The sequence below is a fragment of the Faecalispora sporosphaeroides DSM 1294 genome (genome assembly GCA_000383295.1).
GTDB lineage: Bacteria > Bacillota > Clostridia > Oscillospirales > Acutalibacteraceae > Faecalispora > Faecalispora sporosphaeroides.
The window spans coordinates 300,700-326,554 of the sequence record KB911068.1; the positions used below are offsets into that span (position 1 = coordinate 300,700).

Genomic DNA, 25,855 nt, shown 5'->3' on the forward strand with positions numbered 1-25,855 from the left:
CCTGAAAATCAATGGATGCTGATGGCGGCAACCACAAAACCGCATTTTGTTCTGAACAGCGGCTTTATGAGCTTATTATAACATGATAGCAAGTACAAAGCACACGCAGCCGGAAAAAATCGTTTCCTCAGTCATATGATCCTGTTTCAATGTTCTCTCAGCCGCCCAAAGCTCTGCCTTGGCTTGCGGCGTGAGGTTATCATTATACATCCATAGAAAATTAGGCTGCAAGACGGTTGAAAATGCATTTTTAACTTAAATTTTATCAATAAATAATTATAACCAAATCACCAATTAACTCTGATGCGTTATATTTGGTAATGTTTGGCTTCTATCGCAATACTATTTCATTACTATATGGAGGAAGGAGTAGAAAATGCAAAAGAACGAATCGTCAGTGGGCTTACCCCCAAAATATGAGGCGGAGTGTACAGAGATCGATCACCTATGCTCACTTGTACAGGAGTGTTAAGGCCTATCAGATAAACATATTCAGACAAGAAAAATCATCGTCACTGCCACATTGGCGAGCCATGTCAGGGAGAAACGGTGTGATGAAATAAGCGACAGCAATGCGATCATTCTTATTTCTGGCGGATTTGCCGCCGAGCCAAGCAAAAGTTACCATGGTATTTTCATCTTTAAAGAAACTGGAGGTAAAAAATGATAAAAAAGCACCTGCGGAATTTTCTTGCCTTTTTATTAGTATTAGCAATAACGACATCATCTGTTATTACTGCCAGTCCTGTAAGTGCCGCTGTTAATCCCGGTGTTGGAGATGTAAAGTTCAAGTGGAGCCGGGATATATTTGAAGGTGTAACACTGAACCACATTTTAAGCGATAATGCCACTGGCAGACAAAAAATCTATACAACTGAGTTCAATCCCCAAACCAGCCCGGTGAAGCCGATTTTAAACTATGGCGACTATGTAATGGGCGGCGATATCATGTCTGAGATGGTGTCTCAGACAGAGCAAGAGGGGAAAAAAGTTATCTTTGCTATCAACGGAGACGCCTACGACACTTCTAACGGTGTTTCCAACGGCCTGATGATAAAAGATGGCATTCTGATTTCCACGTCCAACGGAAGTGAAGGCGTAGGATTTAAATCAGACGGAACCGTTCTTTTCGGCAAAACAGATTTCAATATCATTGCCAACAGTCCGTCTGCATCCATCAAGATTGATCATGTAAACAAAGAGCGCAAGCTGAATACTCAAAACGTCTATTTGTTGACCGAGCAATTTGATAAAACAACGCGCTCAACGCAGCCGGGTGTGGAAGTTGTATTGAAAGTGACAACTCCCGGTTACAGCGGAATTAGAATTGGTCAGGAAATTACTGCAACCGTGGTTAGCGTGAATCAGGTGGATGAAAATCCAAACGAAAATTCCACCAGTATTCTTCCCGGGCAAATCGTATTGTCCAGCCATTCGGAGAGCAGCCAATATGCCGCTCTCAGCGCGCTTCAAAAAGACGAGCAAATCACGATTAACACCCAGAACGCCAACGATGACGTTGACTGGAGTAAGGCGGTGCAGGCGCTCGGCATCTTCCACGTTCTTGTCAAAAACGGAACGATAAACGAAGGCCTAATGGGCGATCCCGCCATACACCCTCGTACAGTTTTCGGAACCAAGGCGGACGGCACGGTGGTTTTGTTTCAATGTGACGGCCGGCAGGCAGGTTTTGCCGCTGGTCTGACTTTTAGGGAAATCGTCGATTATATGACAGGCCTTGGCTGTGTTAATGTGTTTAACTTTGATGGCGGTGGAAGTTCAACAATAACCGCAACCCTGCCGGGCAAGAAAAATTCCCAAATTCTCAACCGCCCGTCCGACGGCCACGAAAGAGCAAACAGCAACGCATTGCTTTTTGTTGCGGACAACTCCCCCGTAGAGGGAAATCCGGTACAAAAGCTGCACGTGTATCCGGATATTGCGGAGGGCTACAGCAATAAGGTCTTGCTCCTTGAAAACGGAAAGATGAAATTCACCATCGGTGCTACAGATAATAATTATCACTACTCTGATTTATCCGGCTCAAAGCCGGTCTACAGCACTCAGGGAGGCATCGGTGAGATTAGCGAGGATGGCGTTCTTTCGGCCGCTGAGGGAGCACACAGCGGCAAGGTGATTGTGCAAGGCCCAAACGGATCCTCCGGTGAAATCACTGTGGATACAGTGGATCAAATAACAAAACTGAATACGGATCGCTCGATCTTGTCTGTTGCGCCGGGTGCGACGACGCAGATGTCATTTTCTGCGGAATACAATGGAATTCCGGTTGTCTTAACGAGCGAGGCGTTAACATTTCAGCTGTCTGATGACGCTCTTGGTTCTATTTCTAAAGATGGAACCTTTACCGCCGCGCAGGCACAGGGGACGGGCTCTCTGAAAATATCCTATAAGGATTATGAGGTTGCCTTGCCTGTGGAAATTGGGAAGCTGCCGGTACCGCTTAATGACTTTGAGGTTCCCCTGGAGGATGCGGGCTGGAAATGGCAATATACAAACCCGGGAAACGGTGGTAGTGGCAACGTATCCGTCAACTATGATGAGCGTTTTGTGAAAACGGGAGACGGTTCCCTTCGTATTGACTACGATTTTGCAACGAAGCCCGCTACCGGAACAGTCGCAATTGAAGTTGGCCCATCAGGAAAACTGCAGCTTGAGGGTCAGCCCAAGGCAATCGGCTGCTGGGTGTACGGGGATGGCAACGGATCGTGGTTTCGCATTCAGCTTGCCCCCTCAAGTTATGTAGGGGACACATATGTCGACTGGGTAGGCTGGAAATACATTGAGACGGATATTCCCTCAGCTGCACAATTCCCTTATGTGCTGAAATGGGGAGTGCGTTTACTTTGCACCAAAAACACACCGAACAATTATAAAAAAGGAACCATCTATGTCGACGGACTTCGGGCGGTCTATGACTTCAAAAACGACGACACGGTAGCGCCTGAGCTGGTGGAGGGCACTGATGTGCTGCCTGAACAGGACGCGATAGATGTCGGCCATCAGCCCGAAATAAGCATCACTGTACAGGACCCTGTCCGTGGAGGAGAGGCTTATACCGGCATTAATTCCGAGAGAACTAAGCTGTGGATAAACGGCAGAGTAATGGACAATGTACAGCATGAATTCATGCAAGACGGTTCCGTGCGGATAAGCTATGTGCCTTCTGCGCTTACGAGGCTGCGTTCGGGTGTCAACCGCATCAAATATCGTGTTGAAGACAATGCGGGAAACAAATTCTTCAAGGAATGGTCCTTTATTGTTGAAGGGTATAATGTTAATCTCGTTGAAACCAAGCCTTTGGAGGAAAAGGCTGCGGCAGGCAGCACGTTTGACTATATTGTCAATGCCATAGACTACGATAAGTTTCAGGAGTTTAAGTTTGATTTAAACTATAACCCTCGCTTTGTATCCCTAGAGGCTTCCTCTACCGATGACCGTTTGACGATTGTTCAACAAGAAATCGACAAAGAAGCAGGCACGGTTCGGTATACGCTGAAAGGAATGGACAAGCTGAAAAAGGACGACTCGAAGCCCTTAGTCAAGCTTACCTTTAAGGTATCCCAGGAATCCGGTGGGCAAACAGGTATTAAGGTTAACAAGGCGATCGTTAAAGAGGTCGGCGAAATTACCGGAACCGACATTTTCCTGGAAGGATATGATCAGGAAATCAGGTTTAAATATACGCTGTCCTGGATGGGTTCAACTGTAGGCAAGAACACTGTTTTTACTTTAACTGACAGCGACGGAAACCCGGCTGAAAATGTTGCGTTAATCGTGACCGATAGCGACAATCAGCCGGTGGAATTTACTGAAAAAACCGGAGCGGATGGAAAGGTGACAACAGGTATTTTCGGAGCGTATCCTCCGGATACACGCTTCAAAGTTTGGGCAAAGGACGACTCGAACGCTCTGAGCAATATTGCAACCATCACGGTGTTCGAGAGTTTGGGCGCTGAACAGCCCGCCATGCTCAGCGTTACGACGGGGGAGAACCCGGCCCATGAGGTAGGAATCAGCTGGCAGACGAGTCTGGCAGTCAACAGCGGCGAGGTTATCATCGGCAAGAAAGATGACCTTTCCGACGGAACGCGTTTTGAAGCATCTGAGAAAGAAATCGTTACGACGCTCAATACCTATGAGAGATTATATAAGGCTTGGGGGGCCCATATAACGGATTTGGAGCCTGACACCACTTATTACTATAAGGTCGGTCAGGGCAGCTCGTACAGTGAGATAAAATCCTTTAAAACCGCTCCGCTTTCAGGGGATCTGACCATTGCTTTTTACGGGGATGTGCAGGGTTCCTTCAACAAATTTCCTGATACAGCCAATGCCTTAAAATCACTCTATCCGAATGTGGATTTAAGCCTTCTTGCGGGAGATGTTGCCGACAATGGGCATATTTACAGTGACTGGCAGGCTATAGATGCCAACATGGGCGGCCTGCTCTCCTCAGGCATCTGGGCGGCAACAATCGGCAACCATGATTCGTATTTCGATGCCCAAACCTTTACTTCTTATTTCTATGGACCGGATAATGGAACATATGAAACGGCAAGAAACTACTTTTTTGAAATAGGGGATATCGCCGTATTCAATTTTGATACGGAATCATTCGATTATGATCCCGATTTCACAGAGCAGATTTCCAAAATGAGAGAAGTATTCGGCAACAGCAAAAAGAAATATAAAATTGTTTTGATGCACCGTTCCGCGTACCCTCTCAACTACAATGAGGCGGACGTGAGAGAACTTCATACTGTATTTGATGAATTAAAAGTTGATTTGGTGCTTTCGGGCCATGATCATATTCCCAGCCGCACAGTCATGCAGGGCGGGGATAAGGTTTCCTATCCGCTTGGAACACAATATGTAATTGGCGGAACCTCAACGGGCTCAAAGTATTATACTCCGGATACCAGCAGATCGTGGCTGAACTATTATTATCCGAAGCAGAATCCCGTTTTCTCTGTTCTTAAACTTGAAAACGGCATACTGAAATTTGAAACCTATGCAGTAGAAGGTGGATCACCCAAGTTAATCGACTCTTTTGAAATGAACAGAAGAAAGGTTAGCTTTGATTCGTCTGAAATCAGCGGGCCTGGTTTTATTGAAGATGGAGACAGCGCTGAGTATACAGTACGTGTTCCGGAAGGTCAGACCTTGGATCAGGTAACGGTGAACGGGGAGGCAATAGAACTTTCCGGGGACAAGTTTACGATCAGTAATGTTCAGCAAGACATCGTGATTGATGTGACCTATAAGGGCGACGCGTCTTTACCTTTCTTGAGTGTAAATACAACAACTGGCGGCAGCGTTTCCGGCACCATCAGCGGAAACTATGCACCGGGAACCAAAATCAGCGTTACTGCGACACCCGACAGTGAGTATCGGTTTGCAGGCTGGACTGTAGACGGTACGACATTAAACAGTACAACGAAAAATCCCGCAGTGTTCAACATGCCAAAGAATGATGTTTCTTTGACGGCGGAGTTTGAGTCGATTTCAGACCCCGGAGCGCCGAGACTTGATAAAACCAGTCTGACGCTGGAAATTGGTGACACCGCGACAATCAGAGTGCAGAACACGACTCCGGGAGCAATAATCTCCTGGAGCAGCAGCGATGAAAGCGTAGCTGCTGTTGACGACGACGGTAAGGTCACTGCTTTGGCGGCTGGAAGTGCTGCTGTTACTGCGAATGTAGACGGTACGGAGCTGGACTGCGATGTGACGGTCGAGGAAGCGGGCGAAGAAAAGAAACCCTCTCTCAATAAAACCTCACTTTCCCTGAAGAGCGGAACGTCTGAGAAACTAAAAGTTCAGAATCTGCCCGATGGTGTGGAGGAGAAGGATATTGTCTGGATATCTGAAAACGAGAAGGTCGCCACGGTTAGCGATAACGGACTTGTCAGGGCCGTCGGAGTTGGAAAAACAACGATAATAGCGGAGATAGACGGTGTAACGCTAGCCTGCAGCATAACCGTGACCACAAGATCTTCCGGCGGCGGCAGTTCGAGTTCGTCGGGGAATTCTTCCAGTAGAAGGACCACCACGATAACTTCCACACCTAAGGCTCCTGTTTCTGTCAAAATGGAGGACGGCAGGCCGGTGGTGATCTCGACCCCCAAGTCCGGTATCTCGCCGCTGACCGCGGAGCAGGCGGACGCCTTAGCGTCGGCCGGCGTGCTGAATCAGACGGTGAATCCGGGCGGTGAATGGAACGGCAGGACAACGGGCAAAAATAATGTTGCGCTGGTTATTGATACCAGTACGGCGCAGCTGCAGCCCGGCAATTCTCATCAACTTAAGATCAGCACATTTGTCGGAGACGGAAGTCAGAAGTTGCGTGTGCGGGCATCACGCGAGGGCTTTGTAAGCATCACGCCGGGCGTGGACGGTACGTATACCATCACCGCACTGAGGCAGGTGGAGAATCTCTACATACTGGTGGAGATTCTGGACGCATACGGCAATGTGATGGGTCATTCTTCCATGAGACTGACGGCTGCATCCGGTGCAGAAAAGATTATTTTGCCAAACAAGGCTGCTACAATTGCGTAAAAATCCCCATGAGTTTTTTTGGTTTTCATTCTTCTTAATAGTATAAAAAAGCAAAGCAGTAGTACGGATGATTTTTTAAATGTCCGTACTACTGCTGATTTCTTATGTTCTGCTTATTCAGTTTTGATAATCTCAAACAATCTAAAGATTTGTGGTTTGTCTGACCGCGCCGGTGAGCAGACCGACGGAAAGCACGTTATGACAAAGGATGCGGCAATGGGTCTGGTAAAGCGTTCCCGCAATCTATGAGTTATGTTTAGCTTCATAATTTTATGGGAACCTAACTGAAAACAGGGACATCCACTACGAGATAAAAAATAGTTCTATTTCAAGGATTCATTCTTTATGAAATCTTTAAAATTTCTTTTTATAGTGAGAATCAGATGAATGAAAGGAAGGTACTTATGGATTCCTATATTTTACAAACCAAAGACCTGTGTCGGGATTTCAAGCGGCAACATGCGGTCAGTAATATCTCACTTTCCATCACAAAAAATTCTGTCTACGGCTTGCTCGGACCCAACGGAGCGGGAAAATCGACTACCCTGAAAATGATCACCGGTATGCTGCGCCCGACCTCCGGTGAGATCATTTTTGAAGGCCATCCGTGGAGTCGCAAAGATTTAACAAATATCGGCGCGCTGATCGAATCGCCGCCGCTTTATGAAAACCTCACCGCCAAAGAGAATCTGAAGGTGCGTACTCTGCTGCTGGGTTTACCGGATTCCCGTATTCGAGAGGTATTGGAAACCGTCAGCCTGACCGACACCGGAAACAAGCGTGCCGGACAGTTTTCGATGGGGATGAAACAGCGTCTTGGCATTGCAATCGCCTTGTTGAATCATCCGAAACTGCTGATTCTGGACGAACCCACCAACGGGCTCGATCCAATCGGCATTCAGGATCTGCGTGAGCTGATTCGGTCTTTTCCCGAGCAGGGCATTACAGTTATCCTGTCGAGCCATATCCTGTCTGAAGTGGAGCTGATCGCAGATCATATCGGTATCATCGCGGGCGGGGTGCTGGGGTATGAAGGCAAGATCAGCCCCGGTGAAAATCTGGAATCGCTGTTTATGGAAGTCGTAAGGAACAGCAAAAAGGTGGGTGCGTGACATGGGCCGGTATTTTCAGGCGGAAAACCTGAAGTTGAAGCGTACCTTTGCGCGGAAACTCATCCTGTTTGCTCCGCTCGCCACACTGCTCCTGACATGGTCTTTAGCGGCTATCTGGTTTCAAGTGAACGCTTTTAACTGGTGGTACATCCTTTTGATGCCCGGATTGATTGCTCTGATTTGCACTCTTTCCGACCAGAAAGAAACGAAGAAGCTGGAATATCGCGGCGTTCTTTCGCTGCCGGTTTCACTGAAAAAGGTCTGGATAGCGAAAAACTTGACGCTGGTCTTTTACGCAGCGCTATCAAATCTTGTTTTATTGATTGGAATTTTGCTTGGCGGTTCCTTTGTTCCGAACCCATTACCGTTCGGAGCCTCTTGTCTTGGGATGTTTCTCATTTTCATAAGCTCTTTATGGCAAATTCCGCTTTGCCTGTTTTTATCCAGAAAAGTCGGCATGGTTGGAACGGTTATCCTTCAGGTTGGCATTGGTGACGTGCTCGGCATACTATTTGCAACAAAGTCAAATTGGTGGCTCTGCCCTTACAGCTGGACAGCACGAATGATAACGCCGGTACTCGGAATTCTTCCGAACGGAACCCTCGCACCGAGCGGCGACCCGCTGTTGAATCCGTCTGTTGTTCCCATAGGAATTGCACTATCTCTGGTGTTGTTTGCGCTGCTGCTGCTTGCCACGACTGTATGGTTTTCGAGACAGGAGGCGAGGTAAGTGCTGATCCGCTGTATTTGTTCAGATTTCTATAAGATCAAGCGTACTCCTATCCTATGGCTTCATGTTGCCGCACCCTTGATCGGAGCTTTCGCGTTTTTAGGGTATTACTCCATCACAGTCAACAGCCAACCTTTGGGCCGAATCAATGCTTTTCTGGAGGCACTGTGCATTGTTTTTCCCATATTGATTGGTCTGTTGTGCGGCATGACGGCCGCACAGGAAGAACAGGCTGGCAGCTATCAGGTTATGCTGGCCGGAACCAAATCCAGAGCCACCGCATATTTGAGTAAGCTGCTTTTATTGCTGATTCTTTCTGCCTTTTCCGTGGTCATTGCCATAGGCGTTTTTGCGGCAGGGTATCATGCAGCATCCGCACAATTCTATCTTCGTGCCGCTTTTGCCGTTTGGGGTGGATATGTGTTTTTATACGTTCTGCACCTGTTCGTTAGCTTCCGGTTTGGCCGTGGCGCTTCCATCGGACTGGGCATATTCGGTGCGCTGATTACCGCCCTGACGCTAACCGGATTGGGGGATCAAATCTGGCACTGGATGCCGTGGGCATGGAGTGTACGTATTTGTAACAACATGATATTTTCCCTCCAGACTCCGTCAGCAGCATCACTTGCCGCCGCAGATATTCAATATGGCGTTTCTGTGTGTGCTGTGGCAACCGTATTAGCTATCGCGGCAAGTCTTCTGTGGTTTTGGCGCTGGAACGGTTCAAAGTCTAATGAATAGCAGTCTCATTTATGAAAAGGAACAAACGATGAAAAATAGAGCTTTTACGTTGATCTTATCCGCCACAGTTATTTTCGGGCTGCTGTGCGGATGCTCCTCTCTGAATCAAAAAACAGAGTTATACCCGAATGATAAAGAGAAATGTACTCTTCATTCCGATAACGTCACACAGTTCACTTATCAAGATAAAAGCTACACTATTTTAAATAATACCGTAGCAGAAAGGGAACTCGGCAGTTGGGTGGGTTCCATCAAGAAATTTGCCGTGGTTGACGCAAAGGGAAGAATTTTACTCCAACAAGACACAGACACCGCATCCTTCATGACATTGGCTGATATTGCGGATACAGAACCGAATGCTACCGCCGTGATTCCGTTTTTGAATGTTTACGTACCCAAAAGCAGTATGGAAAAGGGAGTGATCGTTGACGCAAATGGTGAATTTCATCAGGCAATTTGTACGGAAACCGTGAAGACTTCCGATCAGATTTTTCACTTTGATCAGAAACAATCTGATCCTTTCAGCGGAAGCTTTACAGTGAATCCCAGAGACTGCACCCAACTGCTCCGGGCAAATAACGTATACCAGATTACAGATCAAACGGTTTCTGAGGATCAGATTGGTGAATATCTTGATATTATTGCGCAATCCTTTGTGTTTGACAAGAAAACGAAACTGAAAATTCCGGCAGAAGACCTGTCAAAGATTGACTGGGACGGAAAGGATTCCGAAAAACAGAAACGTGAAAGCTGGAGCTACGGCGAAGTTTACGCCATCCAAAACACAAACACAGCAAAATCGGTTGCGGTTGTAATCAATTCAGAGTACCGGATTGCAGTTTGCCTGTAATCTTTGAAATGTGTTATGATGATGCGAAGAAGGAGGGGATGTTTCTGGCAAAAATACTTGCGATTGACGATGAACCGGATATTTTGTCCTTGATTGAGAGAACACTCCAAAAGGATAGCCATCTTGTGACAACAGCCTTGTCGCCGGACAACATTGAACCGAAAACTTTGAATCACTATGATTTGATTCTTCTGGACGTCATGATGCCGGGAACGGACGGATTTGCGTTTTGCCAGAAAGTTAGGGATTCGGTGGATTGTCCCATTCTGTTCCTGACCGCAAAGACGATGGAATCCGACGTGACGGTTGGATTTGGCCTGGGTGCGGATGATTATATCAAGAAGCCATTCAGCACCGGTGAGCTCCGGGCGAGGGTGAATGCACATCTGCGCAGGGAAAGCCGTGAAAAGCGGCATGTACTGCACGTATCCGGCCTGGAATTTAATCTTGCGGCCAAGGAAGTAACTGTGGACGGGCAAAAGATTCCGCTGACGAAAATTGAGTACGGAATTTGCGAATACCTCGCCCAAAATCATGGACAGGTTTTTACCAAGGAACAAATTTACGATGCTGTCTGCGGATATAACGCGGAGGGTGACAGCTTTACCGTGGCTGTGCATATTAAGAACATTCGGGCCAAATTTGCAGTTTATAAAATGGCGCCGATTTCGACGGCTTGGGGGATAGGATACAAATGGGACTGAAAAGAAGTATGAAGCTCCGAACCTTCTTTGTCCAATATTTGCTTGCCCTATTTATCGGTTTTTTGATGATAATCCTAATTGTGACCGGATTGTTTTTAGTATCGCTGCAGTCGGGATTCATTATTTCCGTAGGTGATGTGGAAGCATCCATTGAAAGCCAGAAGAACGCGATTGCGTCCGCTGAAACCGTCAGTGCTGACCTGATCCCGAACACCTGCAAATATGCCACTGTAAGCGCGGAAGGTAAATTCTTGTCAGGAAACATGACCGAGGCGGAGACTTCGACCGCATGGGACTCCATCCAAAAAGGACGGAGAAGCTCATGGGGATTTCTTGGAACAGGTTTTATTGCTGATTGTTACTTTCCGATTGAACGGAAGAATGAATTCTGCATTGTAGAATATTCATCTCTATCTCAATTTTCACCGGTAATACTGCGGGAACACCTGCCCGCCCCAGAAATTGTGTTGGTATGGGTCATCATCGTTGCATTTTTGGTCGAGATTTTTTTGCTTTCTAAAATTTATGGAAAGAAAATCAGCCGTAAACTGATTCCGCTTGAAAACGCTACGGAAAAAATACGTGGGAAAGACCTCGCGTTTGATATTCAATACAGCGGAATCGAAGAAATCGATTCTGCGCTGCAATCACTCGACAGTATGAAAGCAGAGTTAAAGCGTTCTCTGGAAGCTCAGTGGAAAATGGAGCAGACGCGAAAAACACAGATTTCTGCTCTGGCTCATGATTTAAAGACGCCTCTTACCGTAATCCGCGGCAACGCGGAAATACTGGACGATACGGGACAAACAGCAGAACAAAAAGAATGTACCCTCTACATCCAGAAGAACGCGGAGCAGATGGAACAGTATATTCAGATGCTGATCGACCTGTCCAAAGTAGAAAACGAATATCCGTTAAAATTGGAATCTACCATAACGAGAGCTTTTCTGGACAATTTGTATATGCAGATCAATGCGCTGGCTTCCATGAAACAAATTCGTATGGAAACAGATGAAACGGATCTGCCGGACACCCTTTGCTTAGATGCTTCCCAAATATCCAGAGCGATTATCAATGTCGCTTCCAATGCGGTCGATTACTCCCCGGAACGCGGCACAATCACATTTTCCACATTCAATGACGGGCAGATGATCTGCTTTCAAATTGTCGATGCCGGCAAAGGGTTCTCCCTGACAGATTTGAAAAATGCGACCAATCAGTTTTACCAGGGAGATTCCAGCAGAAGCTCGAAATTTCATTATGGAATGGGTTTGTTTATCGCAGACTCCATTGTGAGGCAGCACGGAGGCACGCTTACCCTTGAAAATAAATCTTCCACAGGCGGAGGAATGGTGATTATAAAAATTCCAATACAGCCGCAGGGTTCAAAATAAAACACGTACCGCTCGCCAACAAAAAACAGCTGAAACTCGACGGGGAGCGATGTCTGCCGTACTTGGACATTGAAAAAGAGAATAATGGAGTTAGTCCGAGCCTTCGGCAGAATTCAGATTCTTTAATTGTGTATAAGGGCCGTGTAACGCAAGGAGTATCGAGGGAGAATTTTAAAATAATTAGAGGTAAAAACTTCTAAGTCCTCATTTAAATTCGTTAAGATTTGAACTGATGGGGCTTTAAATGGGCGGGATCCAAAAGAGGCTTGACAGCGGATGCGTGGCTGGAATGCGTTATATGCTGCAAAGCAAGCACGAAACATTGATAGTCCAGTAAAAAAGAACAACTCGGACATTTTGTCCGAGTTGTAAAATTATTTTTCTGTTGGTTAAGGGTGTAATGATACTCTTATGATAGACCGTGCAGCCGCGACCTTAACAGTTGGAGCCTGTTAAGCGAGTTCGCCTGACCTGCAGAGCAGGAAAGAGCAATACGCATCTGGTGAGAATAGCCGGGTATAGGACAGACCAGACCCGATTGGTAATGACACTCTTCTTTGTATATCAGGGTGATCTCAATCCCAGTTGTCTTTGCCCATTATATAATTTTGTCTTAATACTGCAACAAGCCCATAGCAATATGGGCTTGTTGCAGTATTATAAGTTTGCGAGCCACGTCAATACTGGATATCATTCTATTTTTATATATGGATTTGAACTATCACTTCATCAAACAATATGGTCAAAAATTCAAATATTACGGTACTTCCGGTTTTGCTCAATACTTGGAATTGGATTGACTGCAAACTGATATTAGCAAAAACCCATCGCTTCCTTTACAACCTGCATCTGCTCGGTGGAGGTAAGCGTTTCCAACAACTTAAACGCAACGCCGGCGGCGGTTTCAGGACAATATGAAGTGATAACGTTATCATCAACTACGATAGGTAAGCCAACAATATTTGCACCAAATTCAGCTAACTGGCTTTGGCGATATCCATCCCGCAAGTGATAGGTTGTAGCATTTCTGTCTCGTAAAATACCACTTTTTCCAAGTGCTAATGCTGCAACGAAAATCGATGCAATCGGTTTTTGCTGTTCGTTAAACTTTCTTATTAGATTCAGAAACTTTTCATGATAAGCTTCTTCATAGAAACCGAACTCTTCAAACCCGCCAGGAATAGCCAATGCATCGTATTCATCGACATTGATTTCATCGATCAATCGATCAACGATCACAGAAATACCGAATGTACTTACAACTGTTCTTGAAAAGCTGCAAGTTATTACATCAATATCTCAATGATAGTCATTTCTTGCCCATCCGATCACATCCACAAATACACTAAACTCCATTGTTTCAAATCCTTTTGCTAAAAGTAGCAATACTTTCATCTAATGTTCCTCCACCGTCAAATATAAATAATGTGCTTATGTCCTGATTTTAGCATAGATAAAACAAAAAGTCATGTATGAGTTCAACTCCTCATACATGACTTTCATTTGGTTGCGGAGGCAGGATTTGAACCTACGACCTTCGGGTTATGAGCCCGACGAGCTACCGGACTGCTCCACTCCGCGATATTTTGTTGCCTCTTCAAGAGCGCTTAACTATAATAACACCGTCATTTAAAAAAGTCAATACATTTTTATATTTTATTTTAAATTGTGAAGGGCAGGCTGTTTTCTTGTCAGAAAAATCGCTTTGTGCTATACTTTTTTCAATACAACACAGCGCGAAACCACAGACAGGAGGACACAATGACGATTATCAGAGAATATCAAAAAAAGGACGTTCCAGCGTTGACGGAGATTTGGAACACGATTATTGAAGAAGGAAATACATTTCCGCAGACCGATCTTCTGACGCCGGAGCAGGCGGAAGAGTTTTTTGCGCAGCAGAGCTTTACCGCGGTTGCAGAAGAAGACGGTGAAGCGGTGGGCTTATATATTCTTCACCCCAATAATGTAGGACGGTGCGGGCATATAGCCAACGCCGGCTACATGATCCGGCCCTCCGCCAGAGGGAAACACATCGGGGAGCTTCTTGTAAAGCACTCGCTGGAAAAGAGCAAGGCCCTCGGTTTTCAGCTTTTACAGTTCAATGCCGTGGTAACAAGCAATGTACATGCGATTCATTTATACCAAAGACTGGGTTTTGTCGAAATCGGAACCATTCCGCGCGGCTTTTTGATGAAAGACGGTACTTACCAGGATATCGTTTTGTTCTATCACACTTTATAAAACACAAAATGACGCTTTTTTCGCTGTGCTTTTTGCGGATCACCGAAGAAGGAAGGGGAATTTTTCGTGTGGATTTCCTTCTCTGATTTTGTGACGAAAGCGGTTGAAACGACTTGCTTTGTACGACGGAAGTTAAAATAATTCAAAAAAAATCAATTTATTTCTAAAATTAGATTGACTAAAAAATAACAACGTGATAGAATGCAGATAAGTTGATTTGAATGGCTGAAAATTAGATAGAACGTGATTCACATAGATTCCGGAACGCTAGCTGCTTTGACGGATTCTGAAACGGATTTTTAGGGTTTGGCAGCACTTCGGAACCATCACCCTCTTTGCGGCTGAAAGCGCCGGCGAAATATTCACCGGCAGCAGAACAGCCTTACCGATGCTTACGCCACACTTTTCCCATATTACTATGTAATGAACCCCCGAAAGGGCCCGTCTTAATTCAGACGGGCCCTTTCGGGTGATTGAGCTATTCAGCTTTTAAGTTACAGTTTGGGAATGGTTCCATCCTATTACATGGCAGTATGAGCTGGAGACCTCAAATCAGGCGGTTTTGATTCCCTCCTGATTGAAGTATGCATCGATCGATTCCAAATCATAATATTGTCCATTATGTATGAAACCGAGATGCAAAAATGCAGGATGATATTCCGCTCCATCTTTTTGCGCCGGCACAATGCATAACTCAATTAAATCATTATGACTGACTTGAGTCAGTTTGCGTTCCAGCTCTTCTTTTGTTAGCAGTATTCTCATCAGTGTTATACATCCTTTCTATTTATCACTCATTTTCTGTTTTTTATTATAGCGCATGCATATGGTGAATCTTGTCAAAATATACGTTTATTTCCTGAATTGATTAAAAATGGAGGTTTTATGAATAATTCGGCGCTTATTTGTAACGCTTTCGGTGAGAATGCCGAAATTGTCAAATTGCGCCATGAATCGATAGCGGAAATTCTCCTCAAATCCAAGATTCTGATCTTAATCTGCCTTTTCTGAGGCCCCCTCAGGCTGCATTCGTTCGCGGATTCTTTTGCACAACTGTCGAATTAAGAAAGGCAAAAAATAATTTGTCGAACTTTTTTAAAAAACATGGTTGACAAATAAAAACGGCCATGCTATAATACTCAAGCAGTCAAGCGATTGCAAAAAAACGCGAGAGTGGCGGAATTGGCAGACGCGCTAGATTCAGGTTCTAGTGAGCGCAAGCTCATAGGAGTTCAAGTCTCCTCCCTCGCACCAAACAAGGACAAGAGCGAAAGCTTTTGTCCTTAAAATTTTATTTAGAACCTGTTTCATCCAGAATTGAACTTTATAATATGAAGAACATAACTCTGCAATACAGGCTTCTGCTTCACAGCGGGTGGGTCGCCGTGTGAAAATAAAGGTTGAGAATCAGGAAAGCTTGAAGATCGATCAAAATCCCGGTAATCAACGATTGGTAAAAGGCAAATCATTGGGTCACATTGGAATTTGAATGGTTTGGTCGAAAGAGGAACGCTTCTGTTTTTTTTTTTACTTTATTCGGTAGTTGCGTTGCAGATTAAGAAAAACGAGTTGCTTCTCGATTGAACCAGTGTGCTTTCTTCGTGCGATTGATTATTGCGGATGCCATGCACCAGAAGGCATGGCTCCTGGTTTTTTGCTGGATATAGTAAGCCCGGGGGGCGGGGAAGAACTGGATTGAAATCGGCGAAATAAAATGCGTTTTCTGTTGGAGCAGAACGGTGGCCTCGATCCTCCTGCGCTCCGTTTATGTATTTGGAATGCCTGTCTATAGAAAGAAGGGCTGTTGCAAACCGCCCCAAAAAAGCCGGAGCAAGCCACCCGAAAAGGGTTGGCTGCTCCGGCTTTTTTCTTTAGAATTAAGGTGAGCGCATGCTCTGCGGAACTGCCCGAACCGTGGGGATGTTGCAAAATGAATTTGAGATAGCAAATGGAACTAAGAAATGGACTCAAAAATAAGCAAATGCGCCTTGGAACGACTTTTTACAGGTCAAGCCAAGACGCATTTTTGTGTATATCTTTTGGATAAGGCTAATTTGTAACAGCCCCTCGCGGGCTAATTCAGCAGAGTGGCACGGATGCGGGCCGCGAATTCGTCCAGCCGGTCCGCAATTCCCGGCAGAGCCAAGGCCTCGCCGGGGTCGTTGGCTGTTTCCAGCATGGAAAACCGGCCGGGCAGAAAGAACGACTTGTTCATGTTCAGCCCGGCGATCAGCTGCCGGGCCACGATATCGCCCCCGGAGTAACCGGACACTACAATGGAGAACAGCGCCTTGTCGTAAAAGCGTGTCTGCCGAAACAGGGCGGTAAGGCGGTTGATGAAGGCGGTCAGGTTGGCGGACAGCGCGTCGTTGTAATTGGGACACAGCATCACCACCCCGGCGCACCGGCGAACAGCAGGGTAAACCTCGTCCTGCATCACGCCGCCGTAGAAGCAGCCCCCCCGCTCGCCAAAGTGGAGGCACATGGTGTAGGGGCAGCCTGAGCAGTCGAACAGGGTGCCGTTGCGCAGCCCGATTTCGGTTACGGTGAACGCGCCGCCAAGGCGGGAGTTGACCTCCTCCCACAGCGCCAGAGTGTTGGAGGTGTGGTGGCTGGAGGCGTGGAGCACCAGAAGCTCCGGTTTTTCCGGCTTGGGGAAGGCTTCCTCCTCCAAGCGGTCGGCCAGCTCCCGGGCAGCGGCGCGGTAGGCCCCCGGAAAATCGGTGTTCAGCTGCCTTGCCTGAACCTTAAAGTTGGTGAGTGAACCGGTTCCCTCTACCAGCGGGCGGCCCAAAAACGCGCAGCCGGCCAGATTGGCCGCCAGAGTCAGCTCCGCCGCCGCCGACTTGGTGTACAAAGGGGTGGTTCCGTCTACGATCAGTCCGGCCGTGCAGCCCTCCAGCAGCCAGGGCTCCCGGCGCAGGCGGGCCAGCAGCCGAACGGACTCTGTGTTCGTGCCGGTATCGCCAAGGGGAAGGGCAAAGAGGAGGCGCTGGCCGGAAAGGCCGTCAAGATCCTCCGCCCGGCGCAGCGTGCGGGCCTGCCGCCCCTCAAGAGCGTGATGCAAAATTTCATCCAGACGGGCGTCTTCTCCCGGAACGTCCGGATAGGGCTCGATTACGATCAGGGACACTTCAGTTACCTTCTTCTCAAACAATTATAAAATCTCTTTCAGGTGCTGTGCCGCGTCGCGGATATGGCCGAACAGAGCGTCCGGAATATGGGGCAGCAATTCGGTTTCGATGCCGGCGGGGGTGAAACGGTTTTTCACGCCCATGTAAATGCCGTCCAGAAAAACAGAGCCGCAGTGCCACTCGCCCCGCAGGGTAAGAAGCAGAGAAAGAGCGCCGGAGGACAGGGCGGGGGCTACGTAGGGCTTAAAGCCCAGCTCACGCATTTTTAAATTGGCCGTCACGGTGAGGTGGGTCAGCTCCTGAGACAGCGCCTCGTCATAGTGCTCGACGGAATTGGCGATAAAAAGGCCGGTGCCGTGGGGGCCGAACGAGCGCCCCTCCGACAAAAAGGAGGAGAACCGTTCGTCCCGCTTGGCATAGTAGGCGGCCCGGGCGTTCATCACGCCAAGGCCAAAGCCCTGAATCTGCTCGGGGCGCAGGCCCTTGCTGTCCCACGTGCCGGATTCATCGCGGTTGCTCTCCAGATAGGCGGTTTTGGCCAGGGGATCCACCGGGTCGGAGACGGCGCACCACAGGCCCCGGAACCGGGCCTCGCGGGCCATTTTGGCGTAGTGCTTCACGATGGAGGCGTTCGCCTCAAACTGGGCCATGCGCACGTCCTTCACCTGAGACCCCACCGGCGGAATTCCTTTGGAAGCCACAAAGACAAACACGTCGCAGTCGAAGATGTGCTCGGGGGAAACAATCTTCACCTCGGGCAGGGCGTCGTAATCCCAGGGCAGGGCGACCTGGCCCATCTCAAATTCCCAGCGGGCGGTGATCTGATCCGACAGGTCGCAGATGCCGATGGAGGAGATGACATCCCCGCCGAGCAGCTTCAGTCCGGTGAGCAAAGTGGAGCCCACATCCCCGATGGCCAGCAGATTGACCCGACGTTTGCCGGGGGTCGGGGCTGCGGCGAGCAATTCTTCCCACCCGGGGCGGCCCGTGTTGACGGCGGTGAGCCGGCCCTCGGCGATGGCGGCCCGGGTGGGGCCGTCCGCTTCCGTTTCGGTCAGGCGGGAGGCGTCCAGCACCTCCAGCCCGTGGGGGGCCAGCAGCTGCCCCGGGTGGCCGACGCGAAAAGAGCCGCGGCCCAGGACCGCGTCCCCGGGAACCGGAGCATAGAGCCTTCCCGCCGTTACCGGAGCAATGGGTGGGCCGAAGCCGTCCAGAGGGGTGAGAGACACCAGGTTAGCGCCTTTGTAGCGATAATAATACATAGCATCACCTTCCAGAAATGAAATTTTTGGACAAGCGGAGAAGAAAAACGCAGAGCAGTTCCCTGCGTGCAGCGAAACTTACTGGTATTGCCGCAGCAGCTGCTCCAGATCGTTTTCCAGATAGACGGAAGCGGACAGATTGGGGTCGTAGCTCAGGCATGTGCCCTTGTCGGGGCACAGGGGCAGAATCACTGCCTCGGGCAGTCGGGACAGGGTCAAATTCCGCCCATAGAGAATCCGGTATTCCTGTTCCAGAGTGGAGATGACATCGTGGGCGGACTCCAGACAGGTGCGGGAGAGATGAAACACCGCGTCCCGACCGCACTCGGCCAGGTTGGAGGGGGCGGCGTAGGGCAGAATGTGGTTGATCCCGGGCAGCAGGCCGGGAACGGGGAAGCCGGGCCTGCGCACGGTGTTGCCGCCGATGAAGGGGTATAGGGTGGATTCCACGAACCACTGCCGCAGCCGGGGCAGAAAATAGACGCTGTCGATCGGGCGATCCCAGGAATGCATCAAATCCTTGCCATAGCCCGACAGCACGCCCACCAGCACCATGCGGATGGGAACTCCCTCCTCGCGCAGAATGGGATCCAGCGCCCACATGCGAAAGCCGGGGTGCATCAGGTCGTCCACCAAAATCACCGGCCGGTCAAAGGATTTGATGGTGCGGATCTGGCAGGGGATGGAGGCGTAATAAGGGAACGCCTCGATGGTGCTCCCAGACAGATCCGGGGAAAACACCCGGTCGGTGTGAACGGTTTTAGTCACCGTGTTTGGAACAATTTTGCCTCGGAGCAGCTTGCCGAAGGGAACGCACATATTTTCGCCGAGTACCCGCGGATTGGTGGGCGTGGAGGAAACATTGTTGTAGGCGGTGATCTTCTCCAGCAGCCGGTGATGAATGATATCGGCGGACAGCGTCAGAACCAGAGAACCTGGGTACAGCCCGGTCAGCGCGTGCTGAAGCTGCTCGTGGCCGCGGCGAATGGCAGACAGCACGCGGGAATTTCGGCACAGCGGCTCCTGAATCGCGGTTTCCAGATTTTGAATGAGTACCGTGGGGGCGTGCATGTCCACCTCGCGGATCGGCGCATCCCCCTCCCGGGGGACAAAGCCCTGCCGGGACAGCGTGTCCTCCAGGGGCAGAGGGATGCGGCCGTCGTGCGGGCGAAAAACAGCGTAGACATATTCCTCCTCCAGCGCCCGGGCAAGCAGCTCGCTGAGAAGAAGCTGGCCGTAATCCTTGTGCCGCTCGGAGGTGTCTGCGCTCAGGGTAGTGAGGAGAAGCACGTTGCCGGCGGAGCGCAGGCGAATGCGGTTGGCCAGCTCGTGATCCTCCAGCGCGGTGAACAGCTGGGAGGTGGTCAGCAGGCGGTAACTGATAAAGCCCAGATGCCGCTCTTGCCCGGTGCGGCGCAGCAGCAGGATGCGGTCCTGCCGGCGGGCGATGGCGGCGCAGACCTCTTCTCCGTTCGGGTAGCTGGCGGTCAGGCGGCACAAAAGGGCCGGGGAGGGAGTGTCGATCCACTGAAATTCCAGATCCCCGGCGTAAAGGAGGGGCTTGTCCGGAGTGTCCCGAAGGTAGAGACCGTTTTGATAGATAAAGTCCTGAATGACCGGGTCGGTAAAGGAGGAGATATCCCGGTTGAGATCCACATTTTCCCGGATGCGGGTTGAGCTGATGTCCTCCAGATGAGGGGGCAGCTGAAGCTGAATCACCTTGCCGGTGATGGGCAGGCTGCGGGGCAGCTCGGCTTCCCCCGCCCGGCGGAAGATGATATGGTTCATTTGGTGGATGGAATACGGGGCCGGCTGAGCCCGATAGGAGGAGGCGTTAAGCACCACGTCGCTCCCCACCACCACGTAAACCTGCTGCGTTGGGAACAGCTCCGTCAGCCGCCGCAGGTCGGCGGGGTTGGCGATGTTGACCGGAATGTCGTCCGGGAACAGGTGAACATGAAAATCCCCGGCCACGGATAAATTGACGATCTGCCGGCGGATCAGATGGGGCTGGGCCTTTTTGGACCAGGAGAACTCGTCCACCGCCAGATAGACTTCAAACCCCATATCCCGAATGGCGTGAACAATGCCCTTGTGAGACAGGGTAAATGGGTCGAAGGTGCCGGGGAAAAAGGCGATGTTCCGGGGCCTGTCAAAGGAGAAGGGGCCGTGATCCAGCCGCCGCACGGCGATAAAGCGGTTGATATGGGCGAGGGCGGCGGCCCGGTAGAAGAAGGTCAGGTCGTTGTGGCCCGGCGCCTCCTGCATGAGAAAAAGCAGCTTGCGGAAGCACAGGGAGAACAGCCGCCCCTTTTCGTCCATCTCCAGCACGGGGGATTCAAACAGCAGCTTGCCGATGACCAGCAGGGCCTCCTGATGCACCTCCTCCCGGTAATGGGCCAGTCCCTGAAGCAGCAGGCCGAGCAGCTCCTGCCGGCGGGCCTCGTAGACAGACTCCGATTCGGAGAAGCGTTCCCGGTAGGCGGGGTAGTGCTGAAGGAGCACTCCAATGGTGTTCAGCGCGCCGGAAACGGCGGAGTCGCTGGGGGAGCCGAGCAGCCCCTTGAGCCACAGCACCTGCTCGTCGAGCTCATCGGGGTGCAGGTATAGGGCGGCCTTGCCCAAGTATTCGGGAATATATTTGGAGATTTCGTACTGGCCCATTTCCAGGCCCTTGCCCAGCTCCACAACCACCTCGTTGCGCTGATCCCGGCGCAGCATCGGCAGGGTGCGCACCAGCGCGGAGCCGGCGGTGTGCCGAACCACCACCCGTTCCGATACCTTGATCAGATTGGAGAAGTGGGTGGCGATATGAAGCGTGTGCATTTTCAGGCCGTGCTCCACCTGATCCCGCAAAAGCTCCACACCGGCCACCTTGACAACCCAGGGAGTGGCGATTTTCAGGTTGTCCAGAAAAACCTCACTGGTGATGTCCGTGTGGTACAGGGTGCGCTCAAGTGCGGTGACGTCCTCCCCGGCCCGGCGCAGAATCCTGCATTGCAGAAAGACGGTGGTCAGTTGATTTGACTCCAGATTCCGGGCAACCTGAGCGATGCGGGCCATCTGCGGATGGCTGCGGGGAAGGGAACGTTCGACTTCCCGCAGAAATTCCAGGGCAGCGATGACCAGCCGCAATTCGTCGGAAGCGGCGAAATGGGCCGCAAAGTCGATCAGTCTGCCTCGGGTTTCCTCCCCGTAATATTGGGAGGGCAAAGAGCGGATGGCGTCCAGCAGGGTGAAGGCGGTATCGGGGGAGATTTTCTCCGGCTTGTCATAGTAGTTCAGCAGGGCACCCAAAAAGCGGGGCACATCTCCCGGCCGGGCGAAGTCCAGCATGGCGCCGACCGTCAGCTTCAGGGCGTAGCTGATGTGGGAACGCTCCTGAGGGGTGGTCTTATGATCCGGAAAAATGATCTTGTCCAGGTACTGCGCCCACAGGGTGAAGGGAACCTCTTCCGCCGGGTCGTTTTGGGCGTCGGCGGGAATTTCCTTGCGGTAAACCAGATGAAAGCGGGCGATCAGCTGGCCGATCAGGCTACCGGCCTGGCGCCGGATATCGCCCTCGCGGTGAATCAACAGTTCGTACAGAAAAGACAGCGCCTGCGTCTTCTGCCGCACAGACAGATAAGTGAAGTATTCCTCAAAAACGTTGAGGTACGCCCGCAGCTGCTGCCAGCTTTTGGCGGAGCGGGCCTCCTCGATGATATTGCCGAACTTTTGCTCGTTTGAGAGCATGTGCATCAATTGCAGGTTGTGATCCACCGACAAAAGGATCAGGCTGTTCAGCGTTTCCTCCGGGCTCATCAGGGCGGGGTCCTTGTGGGGGGCGGGGGGCTGCGGATGCCCTGTCAGCTCCACATCCACCCCAAGGCTGCGCATGTAGTCCTCAAAGTCGTGCAGCTTGCCGTAGACGAATTCATACCGCCTGCGCTTTTTTTGATCCACATTTTCCAGTTTGGACAATATTACCTGATAGGATTCGTCCAGAGGGTAAAGAACAATGACCTCGTTGCCGTCTGCGTCGCGGATTTGCTTGGAACGAAAATCCGCGTAGATCAAAAGCAGGGATTCCGCCGACAGGGATTCCAGCTCCAGATCCCAGGTGGAGTGGTTGGAGGCAATGTGGCTGATCCCGTCCATCTTACGGGCAAGGAGCCACTGGTCGGTGTAATAGTAGTGCAGGTGGGGAACCCGCTCGCCGGGGCGGCAGCCGAATTTTCCAAAATCGTGGGTTGCGGCGGCTCCGGAAATCAGGGCCAGGTCCACCTCCACCCCCGCCTCCTTCAGCCCGCGGGCGGCGGCCATGGCAATGTAGTGGACGCCGGCGATATGGCTTAGGGTTTGGTAGGGAGTAACCTCCGCCCCAAGGCGCATCATCTCGTAAAGAAATTCCTCCCGCCAGGCGCCCAGCAGACGGCGGTATTCCTTGGCACTGTTGCAGTGGCTGTATTCTTCCTCCGAAAGGAACTGAAAATCCAGCATGGGGTCAAAGGGGAGGGCGTCGCGCTCGTAATCCAGAAGAATCTGCAGAACGGTCAGGTAGATGCGGGCCCCCTGGGCATACCGGCCGGCCTGCGGCGCAAACCCGTTTTCCGGGAACATCAGGCTGCACACATATTGGTAGGAAAAGCGCAGCCAGCCCTCCTCCGGCGCGTCGGGGCACAGCTGGCGGAGCACCGGGGCGCATAAATCCAGCACCTGGGCGCAGCGCAGCCGTTTCCGGATGGGGAACAGGGCGGCCAGCCCTTCGATCCACGCAGGATTTTTGAAGCGATCCAGAGTGGTTTTTCGGTTCGGAAGAGCGGTAAGCCGAAGAGAGGCAAGAGCCTCGATTATCTCCTGGTTTACCTGACGAATCGGTTTATCATACATGGGGTGACCCACCTTTCTCTTGCCGTAAGAGAGAATCAAAGCGTGCGCAGGAATGGCGCAAGCTGTGCCCTTTGGGAGCGCGGTTTCTTTTGCTTCATTGTACCATACTTGCCGTGGATTGGAAAGGGAGGAAGCGTCGATGAGAACAGGGAACCGGCGCTCTCTCAACAGACCTTGTTTGGCAGCTTGTGCAGCAGCCTCTCCGGCGCAGCGAAGGTAAGCGGAAATCGCGTTCCGCTTGAGTCCTGCGGCGAAGCTTCATCAGAAAAATATGAAGGCGGCGGTATTCTCCCGCTGGGAAGAATACCGCCGCTCTTTGGAAAAGATAGCTGCCGGCAAGGCTTTGGGGCGTTTTTCAGCTCAAAGATTCAAATAATCCGGGCTGCTGCTCTTAAAAGGATTCGGATAATTGAGCGTCAATATCTTGGCGATCTTATTGGTAAAGTTAATCCAGTTATGGGGGCGGTTGGAGTGAATCTGAATGCTGTCCCCCGGATACAGGCAGTATTTGTTGTCGCCGATAAAAACAGTTACGACCCCTTCCAGCACATAGATGAATTCTTCCCCGTGGTGGCAGTACATCTCCAGCTTTTTCAGGTCTGCGTTTGCCAGCGGCATCAGCTGAAAAATTCTTGGGAGCGCCTCAAAGTCGGTCACTTCGTTGCTCAGAATAAATTGAATAATCTGCGGGCTTACCTGGGTGCACGTCATGTCGAAGCTGTGCACGACCGGGTCGGTGTCTTTCACATCGATTTCGTCGAAGAAAACGGAGAGCGTTACTCCCAAAATTTCAGCGATTTTTGCGAGAGAGTCTATGGCGATGGAAGAAATGCCGCGCTCGAGCTGCGAAAGAAAGCCGACGGAGAGCCCGGATTGATCACTTAATTGCTTTAGAGTCATTTCCTTTTCCTTGCGCAGGGCTTTTATTTTAGATCCTATGGTGATGTTGTGGTCCACAAGAAACCTCCCTTTCAGGATTGAAATTTTGACGTGATTCCGCGGGCCGGGGAAGTTATAAAGAAGCGCTCTGTATCCCGTTCCATTCCGAATAGATATAAAAATATGATATCTGTCTTGTCCGAAAAAGTCAACAGAGGGGAACATTCTTTCCCGTGGATTTGAAAATTAAACAGGAATCGCTTACAAAATGGCGAAAAATATTTGCGTTTTCTTATATGTGAAATTTTTAAGAGCTATTGACTTTTATATCGCGGAATAATATAATGACAGTGAAATTTGTAGCAAATATTTTCATTAATATGAAAATATGGAGGCAAAATGAATCATACATATCATATTAATATTCAAAAATTTTCAATACATGATGGCAACGGCATCCGAACTACCGTGTTTTTCAAAGGGTGTCCGTTATCCTGCGCCTGGTGTCACAATCCGGAAAGCCAGCGGTTTCACCGGGAGCTGATGTTCGACGAGGAACGGTGCACCGGCTGCGGCAGCTGCATTGCGGCTTGCCCGCAGCAGGCAGTTTTTCGGGCGGAATCCGGCAAGGCGGCGACCGACCGAACAAAATGCACCGCCTGTGGGCTTTGCGTGAGCCGGTGTTTTTACCATGCGAGGAGTGTCGTCGGCACAGAGATTCCCGTTCCCGAGCTGGTGCGTCAATTGGTGCGCGACCGCATGTTTTATGAGGTTTCCGGCGGGGGAGTGACGCTTTCCGGCGGGGAGGTCATGGCGCAGGACATGAATTACATTCAGCAGCTGGTCAAGGCGCTGCACGAGGAGGATATCAGCGTCGATATCGACACTTGCGGCGACGCGCCTTATGAGAATTTTCAAAGGGTTCTTCCCTATGCGGATACCTTCCTTTATGATCTGAAAGCCGTCACTCCGCAGATTCATCTGGAATACACCGGCAGGGACAATAAAAGGATCATAGAAAATCTGCAGCGCCTGAGCCGCGACGGCGCAAAAATCAACCTTCGGGTTCCGGTGATTCCCGGCGTGAACGACGGCGAGGAGGAAACGCAGGGGATGATCGCGCTGATCCGGGACAGCGGCGTCCGTCTGACGCAGGTGAATCTCCTCCCTTACCATAGGGTGGGGGCGGATAAAAATATCCGGCTGGGCCGGGCAGACTGCCGGGAATTCGAGCCCCCGGCTGCCGAGAAGATGGAACAGCTCAAAAACAGGTGGCAGGGCGCCGGGATTTCTCCTGTTTTTATCGGCGGATAAGGGAACGGCAAACATAAAATTTTAGATAGAGGAGGAC

The 25,855-nt window shown here is 50.3% G+C and carries 15 protein-coding genes, 2 tRNA genes and 1 pseudogene; 10 read left to right on the forward strand and 8 right to left on the reverse strand.

The genetic code is table 11. The features are described from left to right. Positions 1-478: 478 nt before the first annotated feature. The gene (locus G340_RS17880) at positions 479-628 is read right to left on the reverse strand and encodes a hypothetical protein (protein ID WP_154653135.1); all 150 of its coding nucleotides are present in this window, start codon (positions 626-628) and stop codon (positions 479-481) included. Positions 629-663: 35 nt separating this feature from the next. On the opposite strand from G340_RS17880, the gene G340_RS0107730 reads away from it, so the two are divergent. The 7 genes from G340_RS0107730 to G340_RS0107760 all read left to right on the forward strand — a co-directional run bounded on the left by G340_RS0107730 (position 664) and on the right by G340_RS0107760 (position 12,113). Beyond that, positions 664-6,582, forward strand: a complete 5,919-nt coding sequence (locus G340_RS0107730; RefSeq protein WP_154653136.1) for a phosphodiester glycosidase family protein — start codon at positions 664-666, stop codon at positions 6,580-6,582. 404 nt (positions 6,583-6,986) lie between these two features. After that, on the forward strand, positions 6,987-7,694 hold the full coding sequence (locus G340_RS0107735) for a lantibiotic protection ABC transporter ATP-binding protein (protein WP_020073079.1): 708 nt from the start codon (positions 6,987-6,989) through the stop codon (positions 7,692-7,694). A 1-nt stretch (position 7,695) separates the two neighbouring features. Then, positions 7,696-8,424 (forward strand): lantibiotic immunity ABC transporter MutE/EpiE family permease subunit, encoded by a 729-nt coding sequence (locus G340_RS0107740; protein ID WP_020073080.1) that lies wholly within the window; start codon positions 7,696-7,698, stop codon positions 8,422-8,424. Beyond that, positions 8,425-9,165, forward strand: coding sequence for a lantibiotic immunity ABC transporter MutG family permease subunit (locus G340_RS0107745; RefSeq protein WP_020073081.1), 741 nt, complete (start codon positions 8,425-8,427; stop codon positions 9,163-9,165). It abuts the gene before it with no gap. Positions 9,166-9,193: 28 nt separating this feature from the next. Next, positions 9,194-10,015 (forward strand): NisI/SpaI family lantibiotic immunity lipoprotein, encoded by an 822-nt coding sequence (locus G340_RS0107750; protein ID WP_020073082.1) that lies wholly within the window; start codon positions 9,194-9,196, stop codon positions 10,013-10,015. A gap of 44 nt (positions 10,016-10,059) precedes the next feature. Beyond that, positions 10,060-10,719: a response regulator transcription factor gene (locus G340_RS0107755; protein ID WP_027103912.1), complete on the forward strand. Its 660-nt coding sequence runs from the start codon at positions 10,060-10,062 to the stop codon at positions 10,717-10,719. Between the two features lie 8 nt (positions 10,720-10,727). Further along, complete coding sequence (locus G340_RS0107760; RefSeq protein ID WP_326522350.1) at positions 10,728-12,113, forward strand: sensor histidine kinase; 1,386 nt, start codon at positions 10,728-10,730, stop codon at positions 12,111-12,113. Positions 12,114-12,926: 813 nt separating this feature from the next. Here the strand turns inward: G340_RS0107760 and G340_RS17100 are convergent. Together G340_RS17100 and G340_RS0107770 are read right to left on the reverse strand one after the other, a co-directional pair. After that, positions 12,927-13,508: pseudogene (locus G340_RS17100) on the reverse strand (DJ-1/PfpI family protein). 109 nt (positions 13,509-13,617) lie between these two features. After that, positions 13,618-13,694: transfer RNA gene (locus G340_RS0107770), tRNA-Met, on the reverse strand. Positions 13,695-13,874: 180 nt separating this feature from the next. Between G340_RS0107770 and G340_RS0107775 the strand changes: the two genes are divergently transcribed. Beyond that, the gene (locus tag G340_RS0107775; protein WP_020073086.1) at positions 13,875-14,357 is read left to right on the forward strand and encodes a GNAT family N-acetyltransferase; all 483 of its coding nucleotides are present in this window, start codon (positions 13,875-13,877) and stop codon (positions 14,355-14,357) included. A gap of 552 nt (positions 14,358-14,909) precedes the next feature. On the opposite strand, the gene G340_RS0107780 is transcribed toward G340_RS0107775, so the two are convergent. Further along, on the reverse strand, positions 14,910-15,122 hold the full coding sequence (locus G340_RS0107780; RefSeq protein WP_020073087.1) for a hypothetical protein: 213 nt from the start codon (positions 15,120-15,122) through the stop codon (positions 14,910-14,912). A 402-nt stretch (positions 15,123-15,524) separates the two neighbouring features. Between G340_RS0107780 and G340_RS0107790 the strand changes: the two genes are divergently transcribed. Continuing rightward, a tRNA-Leu gene (locus tag G340_RS0107790) sits at positions 15,525-15,611 on the forward strand. Between the two features lie 820 nt (positions 15,612-16,431). Here G340_RS0107790 and G340_RS0107795 read toward each other — a convergent pair. From G340_RS0107795 to G340_RS0107810, 4 genes are all read right to left on the reverse strand, one after another. Further along, positions 16,432-17,490 (reverse strand): flavodoxin family protein, encoded by a 1,059-nt coding sequence (locus G340_RS0107795; RefSeq protein ID WP_033402227.1) that lies wholly within the window; start codon positions 17,488-17,490, stop codon positions 16,432-16,434. A gap of 24 nt (positions 17,491-17,514) precedes the next feature. Next, a complete protein-coding gene (locus tag G340_RS0107800) occupies positions 17,515-18,753 on the reverse strand; it encodes a lactate dehydrogenase (RefSeq protein WP_020073090.1) in 1,239 nt (412 codons plus the stop codon). Positions 18,754-18,831: 78 nt separating this feature from the next. Next, positions 18,832-23,625 carry a hypothetical protein gene (locus G340_RS0107805; protein ID WP_020073091.1) on the reverse strand — a complete coding sequence of 1,598 codons (4,794 nt, stop codon included), beginning with the start codon at positions 23,623-23,625 and terminating at the stop codon, positions 18,832-18,834. Positions 23,626-23,985: 360 nt separating this feature from the next. Continuing rightward, a complete protein-coding gene (locus G340_RS0107810) occupies positions 23,986-24,582 on the reverse strand; it encodes a helix-turn-helix domain-containing protein (protein ID WP_020073092.1) in 597 nt (198 codons plus the stop codon). Positions 24,583-24,903: 321 nt separating this feature from the next. On the opposite strand from G340_RS0107810, the gene G340_RS0107815 reads away from it, so the two are divergent. After that, positions 24,904-25,818, forward strand: coding sequence for a glycyl-radical enzyme activating protein (locus tag G340_RS0107815; protein WP_020073093.1), 915 nt, complete (start codon positions 24,904-24,906; stop codon positions 25,816-25,818). Positions 25,819-25,855: the final 37 nt, after the last annotated feature.